Origin of the sequence: Mycolicibacter senuensis (assembly GCF_002101885.1) — a bacterium.
In the GTDB taxonomy this organism is placed as follows: Bacteria; Actinomycetota; Actinomycetes; order Mycobacteriales; family Mycobacteriaceae; genus Mycobacterium; species Mycobacterium senuense.
Genome location: NZ_LQPS01000014.1, coordinates 19,538 through 36,296, shown reverse-complemented (window position 1 = coordinate 36,296; position 16,759 = coordinate 19,538). Strand labels below are relative to the sequence as shown.

Annotated in this window: 11 protein-coding genes and 1 pseudogene; 9 read left to right on the top strand and 3 right to left on the bottom strand. The window is 62.1% G+C overall.

Annotation, left to right across the window (positions count from 1 at the left end; all coding sequences use genetic code 11):
- Positions 1 to 8: 8 nt before the first annotated feature.
- From AWC24_RS02170 to AWC24_RS02160, 3 genes are all read right to left on the bottom strand, one after another.
- Positions 9 to 341 (bottom strand): antitoxin Xre/MbcA/ParS toxin-binding domain-containing protein, encoded by a 333-nt coding sequence (locus AWC24_RS02170; RefSeq protein ID WP_065152277.1) that lies wholly within the window; start codon positions 339 to 341, stop codon positions 9 to 11.
- A 138-nt stretch (positions 342 to 479) separates the two neighbouring features.
- Positions 480 to 1,112, bottom strand: coding sequence for a uracil-DNA glycosylase family protein (locus AWC24_RS02165; protein ID WP_065152276.1), 633 nt, complete (start codon positions 1,110 to 1,112; stop codon positions 480 to 482).
- 11 nt (positions 1,113 to 1,123) lie between these two features.
- The gene (locus AWC24_RS02160; protein WP_233428550.1) at positions 1,124 to 1,645 is read right to left on the bottom strand and encodes a uracil-DNA glycosylase family protein; all 522 of its coding nucleotides are present in this window, start codon (positions 1,643 to 1,645) and stop codon (positions 1,124 to 1,126) included.
- Between the two features lie 176 nt (positions 1,646 to 1,821).
- On the opposite strand from AWC24_RS02160, the gene AWC24_RS02155 reads away from it, so the two are divergent.
- The 9 genes and pseudogenes from AWC24_RS02155 to AWC24_RS02115 all read left to right on the top strand — a co-directional run bounded on the left by AWC24_RS02155 (position 1,822) and on the right by AWC24_RS02115 (position 16,612).
- A complete protein-coding gene (locus AWC24_RS02155) occupies positions 1,822 to 2,706 on the top strand; it encodes a protein NO VEIN domain-containing protein (protein WP_085081854.1) in 885 nt (294 codons plus the stop codon).
- A gap of 232 nt (positions 2,707 to 2,938) precedes the next feature.
- On the top strand, positions 2,939 to 3,541 hold the full coding sequence (locus AWC24_RS02150; protein WP_131812770.1) for a hypothetical protein: 603 nt from the start codon (positions 2,939 to 2,941) through the stop codon (positions 3,539 to 3,541).
- Between the two features lie 161 nt (positions 3,542 to 3,702).
- Positions 3,703 to 4,548: pseudogene (locus AWC24_RS02145) on the top strand (HsdM family class I SAM-dependent methyltransferase); the annotation flags it as partial.
- A gap of 37 nt (positions 4,549 to 4,585) precedes the next feature.
- Positions 4,586 to 6,073 carry a site-specific integrase gene (locus AWC24_RS02140; protein WP_234807223.1) on the top strand — a complete coding sequence of 496 codons (1,488 nt, stop codon included), beginning with the start codon at positions 4,586 to 4,588 and terminating at the stop codon, positions 6,071 to 6,073.
- A gap of 3 nt (positions 6,074 to 6,076) precedes the next feature.
- On the top strand, positions 6,077 to 7,897 hold the full coding sequence (locus AWC24_RS02135; protein ID WP_085081853.1) for a hypothetical protein: 1,821 nt from the start codon (positions 6,077 to 6,079) through the stop codon (positions 7,895 to 7,897).
- Positions 7,894 to 10,035: a hypothetical protein gene (locus AWC24_RS02130; RefSeq protein ID WP_085081852.1), complete on the top strand. Its 2,142-nt coding sequence runs from the start codon at positions 7,894 to 7,896 to the stop codon at positions 10,033 to 10,035. The genes AWC24_RS02135 and AWC24_RS02130 overlap by 4 nt, the downstream gene beginning before the upstream one ends.
- Complete coding sequence (locus AWC24_RS02125; protein WP_085081851.1) at positions 10,035 to 10,463, top strand: hypothetical protein; 429 nt, start codon at positions 10,035 to 10,037, stop codon at positions 10,461 to 10,463. Before AWC24_RS02130 ends, AWC24_RS02125 begins: the two co-directional genes overlap by 1 nt.
- 75 nt (positions 10,464 to 10,538) lie before the next feature.
- Positions 10,539 to 13,841, top strand: coding sequence for a DEAD/DEAH box helicase family protein (locus AWC24_RS02120; protein WP_085081850.1), 3,303 nt, complete (start codon positions 10,539 to 10,541; stop codon positions 13,839 to 13,841).
- A complete protein-coding gene (locus tag AWC24_RS02115; protein ID WP_085081849.1) occupies positions 13,838 to 16,612 on the top strand; it encodes a class I SAM-dependent DNA methyltransferase in 2,775 nt (924 codons plus the stop codon). The genes AWC24_RS02120 and AWC24_RS02115 overlap by 4 nt, the downstream gene beginning before the upstream one ends.
- Positions 16,613 to 16,759: the final 147 nt, after the last annotated feature.

The following is a 16,759-nucleotide window of genomic DNA, read 5'->3' as shown; positions in this document are numbered from 1 at the left end:
CTCTGTCCTCAGGCGAAGCTCCCGGCCCGCTCGTTGGCAATAGCATCGAGCACTTCGGCGGTCTGCCGGCGGCGAATGAGATCCGCCGGCCGACGATCACCCAGGTTGGGGTTCAGCCCGATGAGCCAGCGCTGAGCCGTCTCGCTCGAATACAGGCGCAACAGGTGAGCCATCACGACTTCCAGGAGATCGACACGCTCCGCATTGGCCTGGTCGATTCCCTCACCGCCCTGCCACCGCTCGATCTGCTCGGAATCCACTCCAAGCAGCTCGGCGAGGCGACGCGCCGAACCGAAGTCACGGCTCAACGCGGCCACCTTCTGCTCTGTGGGCACCGGCATGATCCAACGTTAGCGCTCATCGTCGTTCTGGAGGACCCGAAGAACGCTGCATCGCAAGATCAACACAGGCATTCGGCTGCAAGAGACCGTAGGACTTGATGGGTCTTGCGTCACTTCCGCTTGGGCAATCGGCTGCTTCTACGTTCCGTTGCGTAGCAGCCCGGCGACCGTCTCAATCGCCTTGTCGAATATCGCTCGCCCGCCGTTGGTGTTGAGGCCACGCTGCGAGCAGTGAGGGATCTTGCCAGGCACCACGTAGAGGTTCGGCCGGTCGACAGTGGCGCGTTTCCAGCCGTCCCTGGCAGCGACTCCCAGAAGAAGCACGATCTCTAGATTCGGCAGGAGCGCGACAGCTTCGCGTGTCCAGGGAACCGCACGCTGCCGCTCGGCAATAGTCGACCCGCCGTTCTTCACACCGGCCACGGGGAACGGCACCGCGTTCCAGTGGACGACGTCTTGCCAGTCCACGCCGTAGTGGGCGTAAGCCTCGCGGCAGTTTCGGGCAGTTCGGTCGTTGTTGTCCAGACTCAGCAGCCCGGAGCCGGTATCGGCCTCGGCCTTGGTCGACGGATTGTCGAGCAGCACCAGCATTCGCGCGCCGAGCCCGCCCTGATCAGGGTCGACGTAGGGCACCTGCCCGTGCTTGAGCCCTTCGGCATCGGCGATCCGGTCGGCGAGGTCGTTGAGGGGCTTGACGTGCGGATCCCGGATACGCCGCATTTTGTCCGCCACTACATTGGGATTGGCGTTGGCGCCATTCACGTTCGCCATGCGACTCCTTCCTACCGGGTGTCGAATCCCCACGTGATTGCGCGAGCGAGACTCGGCGAGTAGTAGGCGCGTTCCGGCGTCTTCTTGAACCGCAGTGAGCCGGGGTGCTCCGGGAACAGCAGGTACGTCATGCCCTGACTAGAGGTCCGCGGCTTGACGAACGGCCACGACAGGTGCTTTCCATCGGGATAGCGCGATGACAGCACCTTCTCTGCATCTTTACCGAGACCAATGATCAGTCGTGGCCCGACCACGTCGAGCTCATCGTGGAGAAAGTGCCGGCAGTTATCGATCTCGTAGGGGCGCGAGCGCCTGTCTTCCGGTGGGTGGCAGTGCACGACGTTCGTGATGAAGATTTCGCTCTTCGCGCGGCCGGCGAGTTTCAGGGCGTGGTCGATGTAGCCGCCGCTTCCGCCGGTGAACGGAATCCCGGTTTCCATGCACATGCGGCACAGGCTCTGCCCGACGATGGCTACCGGCGAATCTGCCGATCCGTATCCGGCCGCCGAACCAGTCACCCCGCGTTCGTTCATCCCCGGGCACTTCCGGCAAGCGCTGATCCGGTCAGCTATGAGCTTCAGCTTTCGCCGCCTTGTGTCCATTGCCATCGTGCGATCGTCTCACCGGGGTCCGACACGATAACGGGGAATCGTGACAAGTGGTCCCTGGTCCCGCCAGCCCGTCGGTGCCTTGTGCGACGCTTACGCGCGTGCCTGACACCGCCAATCCCTACCGCGACGAAATCGCAAGCTACCTCCGCCGCGCCCGCTGCCATTACGGCGCGACGTTCCTCCACGAGGAGGCCGGGCTGACCGTCGAGGAAGCCGCTCGTGAACTCAATGTGAAGCCCGCCCAAGTGAATTACTGCCGCCGCGGCGTACACAACGTGCTGAACGGGGAGTTCGCCGCCACCAAGACGCAGTCCACCTACGACGAGGCCGTGCTGAGGGCGCTACTACACTTCCGGGGCGAGATGACTGAGGGGCTGCGCCAGCGCGTCGACGCTCGACTGAACCGGTTGCGGACGAAGTTCAGCCTCACCACCGGGGCCGAGCCGCTGCGGTGTTCGTACGGATTCGACAATCCGGGGAAGTCGACCACTCCGCCGCGCCGACCGCCGGTCCCCACAGGGGACTACGAAATGGTCGCCGTTGCCGCGCCGGAACCCCCCGTGGCAAGCGATGAGACGCGTCCGGATGCACCGGGGTACGCCGACGCCGCACATACGCAGCGTGTCGACGATTTGGCGATGAAGCTCGCCATCGAGAACGCCACTCGCCGGTGGCCGGAAGCCGCGGTCGAGAGGATGCCCCATAACAATCCCGGGTTCGACATCGCGATCCGGTGCCCAATCGGGGCTACCCACTTCATCGAAGTCAAGGGAACGTGCTCTCTCGAACCCGGCTTCTTCATCAGTGCCGGCGAGGTGGCGTACTCGCACACAAACTCCGAGTGCTACTCGATCTGGATTTATCACTCGATGGACCTCGATTCGGGCACCGCGGAATTGATCGAGCACGACGGCCCGGTCACCGCAGAGCACTTTGAGCTTCACCCTGTCCAGTTCCGCGGCCGGTACTCAGGCGGCCGGTGACGCGAACACCTTGAACGGCATCGTGCTGCGTACCCAAGGCAGACCGGACGGCCAAGATGCGCCGGTAGTCGCCGCTGATGCGCGCGGCCTACCTAAACCCTTTTGCAATTCCTGTCGATGAACGCGCTGTCGTCTGCGCTCAGCGCCGCATACAAAGACTGACCATGGGAGCCATGCAAATTCGACTCGGCTCAGCGGCCCGTGCGTCTAGCGAGCGGATACCATGGAATCCATGGCAAAGGGGGATTGGCCGAAAGCGTACGTAATTCCGTCGCTTGCCCTGTCAGTAACCGCCGCTGGGTTCCTTCTTTGGCACGTAATCGACCCCGAGGCGAAGGTTGACGGCTGGACGATCACGCTGATTGTCGTCGGGTTCCTGCCCTGGCTACGAACCGTATTCGAGAGCATTGACTTTCCTGGCGGCGGTTCTGTCAAGTACCTCCAAAAGGTTGAGGCAGAACAAGAGCGGCAAGCCGAGGACATCCAAGCACTGCGGTTCCTGCTCGCCAGGTTTCTAGCCAAACCTGAACGCGAGCTTCTGCAACGGCTTGCGAGCGGTGACGTCGTAAGGATCGACACCAATGACAACCGCGCAACTCTCCAATACGTGGATTCGCTCAGGCGAATGGGCATGATCGCCGCGAAGGCCGAGCTTCGGGGGTCGGTCGGGAGTGGCCACACGTCCATGGACATAACAGCCGTCGGCGAGATCTTCGACGTCACCGACAGCGGTCGGCAGTACCTTGAACTTCTTGCCGTATTGCCTGGCGACATCAGTCAGTCGTATCCGGACGCGTCGGAGCTTCGGACCGGCCCTTCGACACCGCCGCTCTAGACGCACGAGGGTCTGGTTGGGGCGCTGCCGCCGGTCTGGGTCGCGTACCGCACTTCGCTGGTCGGGATCGAGCGACCTTGCCGACCAGCCGCGAGCCGAGCTCGCTGTAGTTAAAGTTCCTGTGACAGGCGTGGATGCAAGACCATCGTGGGAGTTCGGATTTGAGCAAGCTGGGAAACTTCGTGTGGGGCATCGCAGACCAGCTCCGCGGCGTGTACAAGCCGCACCAGTATGGCGGCGTGATCCTCCCGTTCACGATCCTGCGGCGCCTGGACTGCGTCCTTAGACCCACCCGTGACGAAGTGCGTGCGCTTGCGGAGAAGTACGCCGGTGGAGCCCTGGACGTGCAGGTGAAGCGCAAGACCGGCATGGCCCTCTATAACACCAGCGCCTTCGACTTCAAGACCCTGCTGGAGGACCCGGAGGGCCTGCGGGCGAACCTGATGGACTACATCACCGGGTTCTCGGCGAACATCGACGTCTTCGAGCGGTTCAAGTTCGAGAACGAGCTCGCGACCCTCGACGAGAAGAACCGCCTGTACCTGGTTACGTCGCAGTTCGCGGAGGTGGACCTGCACCCGGACGTGGTGTCCAACGCCGAGATGGGCGACCTTTTCGAGCACCTGATCTACAAGTTCGCGGAGGCCTCCAACGAGGAGGCCGGCGAGCACTACACCCCGCGCGATGCGATCCGGCTGATGGTGGACCTGCTGTTCGCCGAGGAGAGCGCCGCCCTGCTCGAACCGGGCACCGTCCGCACCATTTACGACCCGACGGCCGGCACTGGTGGCATGCTCTCCGTCGCGGAGGAGCGGCTACTGGAACGAAACCAGGATGCGCGGTTGCGGCTGTACGGGCAGGAGATCAACGACCAGTCCTACGCGATCTGCAAGTCCGACATGATCGCCAAGGGACAGGACGCCGGCAACATCAAGCTCGGAGACACCCTGGCCGACGACCTGTTCTTCGACCGGACCTTCGACTTCTGCATGTCCAATCCGCCGTTCCGTAAAATGTCGGTGTGTTGTGGCAGGTTCTGTTGCTGTGGAACAACACGACGACGACTTCCGCTGGAGGTTGTGTTGGGCGCGGCGGCCTAACCGGCCGTACACCGCTAGGTCCGACATCCTTGCCGACTTCCCGGACCTAGCAGAGCGCGAGGCTGCGCTCGGAATTCGTCCCGGTCAGCCGTTTGTCCTTATGCCCGATGGCCGGCCGGACGTGGAGGTCCTGGAGTTCTTCCGGTCGGCGGCGTTCCAATCGTTGGCGGCGGGCTCGCAGGAGTCCTACGCCCCGGACATCCAGCTGTTTCTCTCCTTCCTTTCCGTTCAAGGCGTCGACTGGAGAACGGCGACGTTCGAGCATCTTGCCGACTATGAGTTCTGGCGTCGACGCGACCAGCAGAACCCGGATCGTGTTGGTGCTGCCACGTTTTCACGAGATCTGGCGGCGATCAAGAAGTTCTACGGCTGGCAGCAGTGGCGCGGCAACGTGGCCGTTTCTCCTGTCGTCCGGCACAAGGCCGGCTCGAATGGGGATTCGGATTCCACGCGGTTGCAACCGGGTGCTGTTCGTTCGGTCCAGCTCAAGTGGCTGACGCCCCGCGCGTACAGGCGCTGGCGTGACGTCGGCCTCGGTGGCTACCGCCTCGACGGGCGACGGGATACGAATTGGCGAGGACGCAATGACGGCCGCAACCTGGCGTTCGCTGAAGCGCTGTGGTCGAGCGGGCTACGACTGCGTGAAGCCGGAACACTGGTCCTGGGAGAAATCCCCAGCGTTGACAGCCAAGTGCGTTACGCCAAGGCCCGAGTCGGTCAAGCCGTGGCGAAGGGTCGCGGCCGTGATTTCTGGATCAGCGCCGCGGCGCTGAAACACATTGACAACTACGTCATTTCAACGCGGGCTGCGGCCGTTCGCCGCGCCCGATCTGAAGGGCGTTACGACGCGCTGGCCGACATCAAGCTCGTCGACACGGTGGACCATCACCGTCGCGTGCACTTCACCAAACGGGACGGCAGGAAAGGGGCCGTACCGCTGGATAGTCTCGACTCCAAGGATCGGCTCGACTTCTACGTCACCACTGAGCGCGGGCTTGAACCATGGATGGTCTGGCTGTCTGAGGCCGGCCTGCCGCTGCCGTACCGCACCTGGGAGGCGATTTTCTCCACGACCAACGATCGGTGTCGGACCCTTGGGGTAGACATCCATTGTCACCCGCATATGCTGCGCCACTCGTTCGCCCTGAGGATGTTGGTCACGTTGATTTACGCACACGAGCGCAAGATGGGCATCACCCCTGCCGAGCGGCGCGAGTATCGCCATATCTTCGGTGACCCTTGGGTTTTGGTTCAGACATTGCTGGGCCATGTGAACGTGGAAACCACGCGTGACTGCTATCTCGAACCGGTGTCGGGCCTGCAGGTAGACCTGTTCCTCAATGACGACGCAGCTGAGGACGCATCGATCGCCGACTTCATTACGCACATCGCAGCGGCGGCCCCCGGAATCATCGACACCGAGGAGCAATGAGCGGTGGCCCCGCGTAGAACAGCGGCACTGCCCGCCGGCAAATACGCCCGTCCCGCCCCGGTAGACCCTGAGCTCCGACAGCTCTGCTTCACCGACGAGGCGGGCCGAACGAGGACATTCTCGTTCGACGACGTCCACGGCCCCGCGGAACTGATCGACGACCTGGTCACCGCGTTGGCGAACGGGTCTCAATCGGGTGGTCGTTGGCGCACGCTGGCGACTGTTGACGCGGCGGTCAGTGCCGCGCGACAGCTCATCGCCTACCTGGGCAGCGGGTTCCCGGGCGTTCACTCGATCGCGGACTTCGGTCCCGAGGTGTGGTGGGCGTGGCGCGCAGCCAAGGAGAGTCAGACCCGATGGCCGGGGCAAGTGAATCTCATGCGGACCGTGCTGTCGGAGTCGCCGCGACTTCCCGAAACCACGCGCAAGGCGATGCGCGCGAAGGCCGTGAAGCCTCGCAACCGTCTGACCGAGAATGATTCCTACAATCGCGGCGAGTTCGCGCGGATCCGTAGTGCCGCCAAGGGCGAGGTCCGCCAAGCGCTCCGCAGAATCCGGACCAACATAGAGAAGCTGCACCGATATCAGGAGACTGGCGCCGTCGGCGACGGAATCACGTTCAAGGTCGGCGGGGCGCGGTGGTGCACCGGATCGCTGCTGGAGTATCTGTCGCGAAACGGAATGCTTCCCTCGCAGTATCTCGCGAACCGGGTGGTCCTGAAGGAGTGCTTCGACCTGGCCGGCGTGTCGAACCCGGCGCAAGCGTTGTTCCCGTCGATACGGGAAATCTATTGCTTGATGGTCCTTCTCGTATGCGAGCGGGGGTTCAACCTCTCGGTCCTGGACAACCTCACCGTGGCCTCGTTTCGGGCATCCGACGGTGCCAGTGAAGACGCCGTGTACACCGTCAATACCGATAAACCGAGAAGAGGGACCAAGCGGTACAGCGCCGAGATTCTCGCGGGTGAGGCCGGAAAGCTGTGGGAGAACGCGGTCCGCTTGACCGAGCCATGCCGCGCGACGCTCGCCGAACTCGGAACCCCGTCGGAGAAGCTACTTATCGCCCACCGACACAAGAACTTCACCGGAGTCGGCCCATTCCGGCAGGAATGGTTGACTGCGGGCATCGGTGATCACTACATGGCGGACGCCGGGCTGCTGGCGGACGACGGGACACCGTTGCGGGTGAGTCTGCGACGGCTGCGGCTCTCCGAACAGGTGTTGAACCAACAGGCCCGGCAGAACAGCGAATCCGTCAGCGAAGACACCTACCGAAGCCCGGACCCGGCCACTGCAGATGAGGCTGTCGACACCATCATCGACGGGCAGGCTGATGCCGTCGCCCACGCCAAAGCCACGGTCACGATCCGCTCGCTGACTGCCGCCGAAGTGGCCGGCGCCCACAGAGACCCCGAAACCGCCGCGACACTGCTCGACATCCCGGTGTCGACGCTCAAGCTGCTGCTCGCCGGCAGTCTCGACACCGCCACCACCGCGTGCACCGACTTCTTGAACAGCCCGTTTGCCGCCACCGCCGGTGAGCCATGCCCAGCGTCGTTCTTCGCCTGTTTCACCTGCACGAACGCCGTCATCACCCCCGACCACCTGCCGCGCCTGGTCACGCTGCTGGACGCCCTCGACAATGTCGCCACCCTCGTTGCCCCGGCCCGGTGGGAAACGGACTACCGGGATCACTACGCCCGACTGCAAGCGATTCTCGATCAGAACGCAACGCAGGCCGAGATCGGCGATGCGCGTCACCATGTCACCGACGCTGACCGCGACATCGTCTCCGCGCTCCTCGGAAGGAATCTCGACGCATGAGCACCGCCGCAGCCAACCCGTGGCCACAGCAGCCTTTCCAGCTCGAACTTGACGACTCCGAACCGGTCATCGCCGACATCGAGCGCGTGCCTGAAGCACGACGAGGAAACCTCTCCACGGTGGGCGACAACCGCTGGGATCTCACACCATTGGTGCAGAAGCAGACCGTGTCGGGCACGTTGAGCATCGTCTTCGACACCTTTCCCGCGCCCTATGTCGCCACGGCCAAGCGATTGATCTGGGCGAGCATCAACAAGCCGACACCGGTCGAGGATCTGGAACGCTCCTCTGCGGCGCGCAGCCAACTCGCCCCGGCAACGGTGTGCATCTTCGCGCGTTTCCTTCGGCAGTGGATGACCTGGCTGGCGGACAAGGACATTCACGAGTTCAGCGCGGTCACCGATGCTACCTACGACGAATATGCGGATCACCTCAAACGACACCACGGCTCACGCGAGAACGTGGGGAATGCGCTCTTCGCTGTGACCCGCTCCTGGCTCTACGCCCCGTATCTCCCCGAAGCCGATCGCCTCGCACAACCACCCTGGGAGAACAGCCACACGGGCAGGGCATCGGTGCTTGGCCCCGGGAACTGGACCAGTGAGAACAAGACGACCCCCATCCATCCGCAGACGATGGCCGGCCTACTGGTATGGGCGATGCGCTTCGTCACCGACTTCAGCGACGACATCCTTTCCGCGAAGGCACTCAAAGCGACACCGCGCGATGTCCCGCGGAGCCTCCTGGCACTCACGCCCTATCAACGGTTTCGCGCGTACGTCCAGCAGTCCCGTCAGGAGTCGCAGACAGTGCCCGGGTGGGTGGCCCCCAATCGGCCGCACATGCGCTTGCTGGCAAAAGGATTTATCGGTTGGCAGCTGGGCCTGTCTCCCGAACAGACACAGGTGATGTATCCGCGCTGGCCGATAGCCGGCCTGAGTGCCAGCGATGACGCGGACTTGCCAATGCCGATCACGGGCTCCGTCGGCGGGAAGGCCTGGACCCCCGCCATCAACTTCTACGAGGTCGAGGAGCTCTGCCGCCACCTAGCCACCGCCGCGTTCGTCATCGTCGCCTACCTGACCGGCATGCGCGGGGAGGAATGCCGTGCATTGGAGCGCGGCTGCTGCCGAACCCACACCGATCCCGCGACCGGGCAGCTCCACTACCGCATCTACGGCAGAACCTTCAAAGGCGCACTTGATAAGTCAGGCAACGCGATACCCGCCGGCGTCGAGCGAGAACAACCCTGGCTGGCCATCGCACCCGTGGCGAAAGCCATCACGGTGATGGAAGCACTGAACCCGACCTCCCAACTTCTGTTTCCGATCGACGCCTTCGCGCTGTGGCCCTGCGGGGTCAACGCAGGAAAGGCCGTGCACGCCCGCATGGTCCGCGACCGCATCCAGGACTTGATCGACTGGAGCAACCGCGCCGCCCTGAGACTCGGACGCACGCATGAGGTGGTCCCCGCTGATCCCGACGAAGCCGTGACCGTCAAGCGGTTCAGGCGAACCTTGGCCTGGTTCATCTACCGCAAACCGGGCGGCCGTGTGGCCCTCGGCGTGCAGTACGGACACCTGCGTGGTTACACCACCGACGGTTACGGATCACGGGTCACCAGCGGGCTGCGAGACGTCTTCCCGATGGAAGAAGCCCTCGCCCGTGCCGACTACCTCGAAGACGCACACCAGCGCCTCGAAAACGGTGAGCAGGTCAGCGGCCCGGCCGCCGACCGATACACCCAGGCCATCCACCTGTTCGACCGGCAATTCCGCGGCCGCTACATGAGCAACAAGCAGGCAGCCGCCCTACGCGCCAACCCGCAACTGCGCATCTACGACAACCCGCAACAGTTCGTTACCTGCTGCTACGACCAGTCCAAGGCCCTCTGCCACCCCGATAGGCAGACCGCCGCGAACGAACTGCGATCCCCCGACGTCTCACACTGCCAACCCGGATGCGGCAACATTGCCCGAACCGACGAGAACATCGCCCAGGTTGAAGACGCCATCGCGCGGCACGAAGCCGAGATTGCCTCCCCCACGACACCGATACCCTTGCGGCGCCGGCTCCAACAACGCGTCAACGCGCTCCAGGCCATTGTCGACGCGCATCGAAGCAGCGGGACGCCGTGATGACTGGCCAGAATGACGAGGAAGTGCGCCGTGCGATCCGCGATGCGATGGACCGACTCATCGCCGGCAAACCACTGCACTCCGACGGCAAACTCACCGTGAAGTCACTCGCCGAGGAGTCCCGCGTCAAGCGATGGCTCCTCACTCACCGGCACACCGATCTCCAGGACGAATTCCGCGCCCGGATTGCCAACACCAACACTGAGCCGCCGATCCTGCTGATGCTGCGCCGGGAGACCGCCGACGCCCAGGCACGCGTGAGAGCACTTACCGCCGACGTCAGCGCACTTACAGTGACTATCCACGGGCTCGAACGCATCATCCAGGTCTTGGCGCTTGAGAACCGCGAACTGCGATGGAGTCGGGCCCAAAGTGACAAAATCGTACCGCTGCGACCAGCAGAAAGGCATAACCCCACCGTGAAGTGACCCACAGCAGCCTCTGGCAAGGTTGCCGAGGAATTGTTTATCCAGATCGCCCACACTTCGAGGACATAACCGCCAGTGCCGAACCTCTTCGACAATCTCAGCGACGACACCCGCTTGAAGGACGCACTACGTGTCTCTCTCAAGGAATTCGACACCGTCGACGTTGCCACGGGGTATCTCGACCTTCGTGGCTGGTCGAGCATGGCCGACATCGTCGACACGAAACCTCGAACAGGCGTAGATCCGGTTGCCCGGGTCCTTATCGGAATGGTCGCGCCAGCCGACTCGCAGGAGATTCTCGACGCCCTTCAGCGAGAGGTTCAACCACCGGGCTACGGGTCCGATGTTCACGACCGGGAGAAGGCCCTGGCCCGCCGGGACCAGCTCGTCAAACACCTGCGAAACCAGCTCATGAGAGGACTGGCCACCGTCGAAGGGCAGCAGACCCTTCGGACGCTGAAGCGACAACTCGAAGACGGCAGCGTCGAGATGAAGGTGTTCACCGAGAAGCCGCTACACGGAAAGACGTACCTGTTCCATGCGCCGGGGAAGAAGCATGGCTCTCGCTGGGCGTACGTCGGGTCGTCGAACCTCACTCATGCCGGTTTGACGACCAACCTTGAGCTGAACATCGACGTCCAAGACTCCGACGCAAACTACAAAATCGCCGAATGGTTCGAAGCACGGTGGACCGACCGGTTTTCTCTGCCCATCACCGCCGAGATCATCCAACTGATCTCCGAATCCTGGGCTGCGAGCCAGCAACCCACCCCATTCGAGGTCTACCTCAAGGTTTGCCACGCGCTGTCCCAAGACGCCCGAGACGGACTCGGCTACGTCCTGCCGGCATCGATGCAGAACTTGCTGCTCGACTATCAAGAGAGCGCAGTCCGCACCCTCGCCCGCCGCATTGTTCGCCGAGGCGGAACCATGCTTGGCGACGTCGTTGGGCTCGGCAAGACCCTGACCGCCATCGCGACGGCTCTAATGCTCCAGTCCGCCGAGGACTATTCGACGTTGGTGCTGTGTCCGAAGAACCTAGAACTCATGTGGACCAAGCACCTCGACGAATACGAAATCAACGGGCGCGTTGTCCCGTACTCGATGGCCGACAGGGTGCTCCCAGAGCTCAAACGATTCAACCTGGTTATCTGCGACGAGTCGCACAACCTACGCAACAGCAGCACCATCGCCTACGAAGCGATCCACGAGTACATCCGCCGCAATACCTCCAAAGTGTTGCTCCTTACCGCAACCCCGTACAACCTCGCATTCCAAGACGTCGCCAGCCAGATCGCGCTGTACATCGACGACGACGAGGACCTCGGTATCGTCCCCACCGCAGCACTAGCCGCAGAACCCGGACTTCGCGACAAAGTCGACGGAAAGATCAACACACTCGCCGCCTTCCGGCGGTCCGACCACGCCGAGGATTGGCGCCGGCTCATGAGCGATCACCTCGTGAGGCGAACCCGAAGTTTCATCAAACGAACGGCAAAGACCGAACCGGTGACGTTGCCCGACGGCACCATCGAGCAGCGGCCGTACCTACAGTTCGCGAGCGGAGAGAAGTTCCGCTTCCCAACCCGAATCGCCCGTCCCCTCAGCCACGACTTCGCCGACGACGATCCCGCGAAACTCATGGAAGATAACGACACGCTCAACGCCGTGGGCTCTCTCGCACTGCCGCGCTATCGGCTAGCCGACTACGACAACCCGCGCGCAGCACACACCGAGTCCGACACGAAAATCCTCGACGACATCCGCTCCGGGCGAGGGAACGTCAGTGGCTTTGTCCGTACCGGACTGTTCAAACGGTTGTCCTCATCCGGGCACTCATTCATCGTGTCGCTGCAGCGTCAACGCGCTCGCAATGAGCTGTTCCTGCATGCGATCCAGAACAATCTGCCCATCCCTGTTGGGTCGTTCACAGACAAGCAGTTCGCCGTCAGCGACGAAGATGTTGAGGACGACCCGACAACACACGGCTCGCTCGCCAGCCGCTATGAGGAGCTCCGCAAAAACCTCCCGGCAAAGACGAAGTGGGTCAACTCCACAGTCTTCAAAACAACGTTGCGTAAGGACCTCGAACGCGACAACCAGACGCTCACGAGCATGCTCGACCGGTTTGGCAGCTGGGATTCGACCCGCGACTCGAAGATCAACGCACTGGTCGACCTGCTCCGCGACGACCATCCCGGCGAGAAGGTCCTGGTCTTCACTGAATACGCCGACACCGCTGAATACGTCGCCCAAGCACTTCAGGGAGCCGGTGTTGACAAAGTCGCCGTCGTCTCAGGCAACACCGACGATCCGGCTGCTATAGCTCGCCGATTCGCACCACACTCCAACCAGATCCCGGGGCAGGAGGAGCCCACTGAAGAAGTCCCGGCGGACGGCATCGACGTGCTCGTCGCGACCGACGTGCTCTCCGAAGGCCAGAATCTGCAGGACTCCCACATCGTCGTCAACTACGACCTGCCCTGGGCGATTATCCGCATCATCCAGCGTGCCGGTCGCGTCGACCGTGTCGGCCAGAAGTCAGACGAGGTCTTCGTCTACCTCATCAGCCACGAGAATGTTGAAGCCCAGATCAACCTTCGACAGCGCATCCGTGCACGCCTTGGCGCTGCGGCTGAAGCTTTCGGTTCCGATGAACAGTTCTTCGGCGGTGACGCCGAAATCAAGATTCTCGATGACTTCTACAAAGGCAAGGTCAGCGATGACGCGGACGACGCTGACAGCGAGGCCGATGCCGTGAGCGAGGCGTGGGTTGTCTGGTCGAACGCCCAGACCAAACACCCGCAGACCGCAAAGAGGGTGCTCGGCATGCAGGACATGGTCCACAGCACCCGCGAACAGTACATCGACGAGAATGCTGGAAACGTCACTTGCTTCGTCAGCACCGAGTCCGGCGTCGACGCGTTCGCGACATCTACCACAGACCCCGACGGCTCAACCGTCGAGAGACTGCTCACTCCGCTCGAAGCGATGCGCACCTTCCGCGCACAAATCGACACCCCCACAGCAGAACTGAGGCCCGATCACTTTGATCGGCAAACGGCGCTCATCCACGGACCACTCACCATCGAGGCAATTGCAGCCGGAAACCTCAAAGGGATCCGAAAGTGGGTGTGGGAGCGTCTCGCTGGAACATTGTTCGCCCAGAAGGCGACTGACGCACTCAACGCACTGCACGCACAGCCCCTCACCGAGCACGCGACAATGCGGCTCAGTCAGGCGCGTCGGAACCGCTACAGCGTCGATGACATTGCCGACCTTCTCAACCAGCTCCATGAGGAAGACCGCCTGGTCATCAAGTCATCGGAGACCGACAACGTCAAACTCGTCTGCTCGATCGGAGTACGTGAAGCATGACTGATACCCCATTGAGCCTCGTCGAGGAGCACCTCTTCCAAGAACTCTTTCTGCACGAGCTTAACTGGAGTGCACCAGATTCCGAACCGATCAGCTATACCGCCGATGATGGGCAGACCTACACAGCCACGAATGTCTCATCCTATAAGGGCCTTCGTGTCTGGGTCTGCGATGAGAAGCCCGGGTCGAAGATCGAAGCCGAACTTGATCGGCTGATCGCCAAGACCACCACTGACCGACTGGTCATCTTCCACAACGATGAGGAGCAAGTCTGGCGCTGGCCGGCGCGCCGCATCAAGGACAACTCGACATCGACCAGGCTGACGAGCCACCGACACCGCAAGGGTCGGGCCAATCCGAACTTCGCTGCCCGGCTCGATGTCATTCGCCTGCCGATCGACATCGCGCTCGATGCCAACGCCGTGCTCACAAAGGTCCGTGAAGCATTCGACGTAGAGGCACGCAACGAAAGCAAACGAGCCTCAAAACTAATGGCACGCATGTACTCTGCGCTCGAAGCGGCCTATTCGCCGTCATATGACGCTAGGAAACGCGACCACGAAATCTCTATCATCCTTGCACGCATCTTGTTCCTGATGTTCGGCGACGACACCGAAATGTGGGAGGACCCACATGGCGTGCCAGTAGCCGATGCCTTCCTCGAGTTCATACATGTGCAGACACCTGCAGACGCTTCTACTCTCGGAGAGCAGCTCACCGACCTGTTCGAAGCCCTTGATAAGCCCGGTGGCGCCGCGGCGAACGGAATCAATGCTGTTCTGCCCTACATCAACGGCGGACTCTTCCAAGAGAAGATCACGCTGCCGGTGCTTAGCAAGGATTTCCGCGAAGCGGTGCTCGACGCCTGCGTGGTCGATTGGTCCACAATCAGCCCAGCGATCTTCGGGTCGATGTTCCAGTCCGTGCGCGACGCGCAGACGCGGCGCGAACTGGGCGAGCACTATACCTCCGAAGAGAACATCCTCAAGACCCTCAACCCGCTGTTCCTCGATGAACTTCGCGCAGAGTTCGACCGGGCCCGAACGATGAAAGACGAGAAGGGGGTGCTGACCCGGCTTTGGAAGCGTCTTGGGGACATCAGGTACATGGACCCAGCGTGTGGTTGCGGGAATTTCATCATCGTGGCCTTCCGCGAATTGCGCGACCTAGAGCTGCGCATCATGGAGCGCCTGCAGGAACTGGCCGGCGCCGCCCAACTCGCCTTCGACCCAACCCTCGCACTCAAGGTGACGCTCGATCACTTCTACGGCATCGAGATCGACGAATGGCCGGCACGAATCGCGGAAACAGCTATGTTCCTGGTGGACCGACAGTGCGACCTCAAGCTTAAGGAACGTTTCGGCGAGGCGCCACAACGACTGCCGATTCAAACCCAAGCGAAGATAGCGGTCGGGAATGCACTCCAGCTGTCGTGGCAGGAGCACTGTCCGGTGTCGGAATCAGTAATCGTCGCAGGCAATCCACCATTCCACGGACCGAAGGAACGTAGCGCAGAAGAGACTGCTGATCTTCGGATGGTCTGGGGTAGTGAGTACGACGGGTTCCTGGACTACGTTGCGGGGTGGTACCGGCAGGCCATTGAGTACTTCGGGGAAACTGCAGGACTGTGGGCTTTCGTATCGACGAACTCGATCTCGCAGGGCCAAGCAGTTCCGAGCCTTTGGGGCCACATCTTCGCGGCGGGATGGAGGATCAAGTTCGCGTACAGAACCTTCCCATGGACCTCTGAGGCTTCTGGCGGAGCCGCAGTTCATTGTGTGATCGTCGGGTTTACACGATCACCCGGTGAAGCGATTCTTATCGACCCCCCGAACGGGGGCGCAGGGCCCACTGTCACGCGGGTGAAGGAACTTAACGCGTACCTGATAGATGCTCCAAATGTTCTGGTGGCCAAGCGGATGCGGCCGTTGTCGCCAGGCCTCCCCGAGGTGGACGCTGGCTCGAAGGCGGTCGATTGGGGCTATCTCACGGTCGAACCCGAGGATTATGACGAGGTGGCTGCGGACCCTGTCGCCGCAAAATATCTTCGACCATACCGAGGCGGCGAGGAACTGATCAACGGTGATGACCGGTGGTGCCTGTGGTTCGTAGACGCTCAGCTCGAAGAACTTGTGACGAGCACTCTGATTTCGGAACGACTCGGAGCGGTCAGGGCCAAGCGTGAGGCGAGCACGAAAGCGGCCACAAGGCGGATCGCGTCAACTCCACACTTGTTCGGGGAGATCCGTCAGCCCAAGGCGGACTACCTGGGCATTCCACAAACGTTCACCGACAGTCGGCAGTTTGCCACCGTCGCACGCCTACCGGCAGAAGTCATCGCCTCGATCAAACTGTTCACGTCTCCGGATCCGGACGGTTACCTATTCGCGATGATCTCCTCGTCCATGTTTATGACATGGCAGAGAACGGTCGGTGGCAGGATGAAGTCGGATCCGAGCTTCACCAACACCATCGTGTGGAACACCCTGCCGTTACCCGAAGTTGACGATGAGTCTAGGAAGACCATTGTCACTGCTGGGCTTGAGATCCTGGCTGCACGGAACCGCTTCCCAGACAGAACACTTGCGTCACTCTACGATCCTGTCACCATGCCTGACGAGCTACTGAGCGCCCATTTGAAACTCGACAAACTGGTCGATGCCGCGTTCCGCTGTCCTGGAGAACCTACCTTTCGGCAGCGGCAGGAGATCCTCTTCGAGCGGTACTCGGAACTGTCCGCGCCGCCACTTCCACTGGCGGGCGACAAGTGAGCGAAGGCGCCGTGGCTAGTGACACGCCAACCTGTGGTGCTGTCGCCGTGATGCCAGCCGACAACGATGCATCAGGCGGACCCGACACGCCGGCGGATCTTCGTGCAACATTTCGTGTATAAATTCTACCGATGATGTAGTATTCCG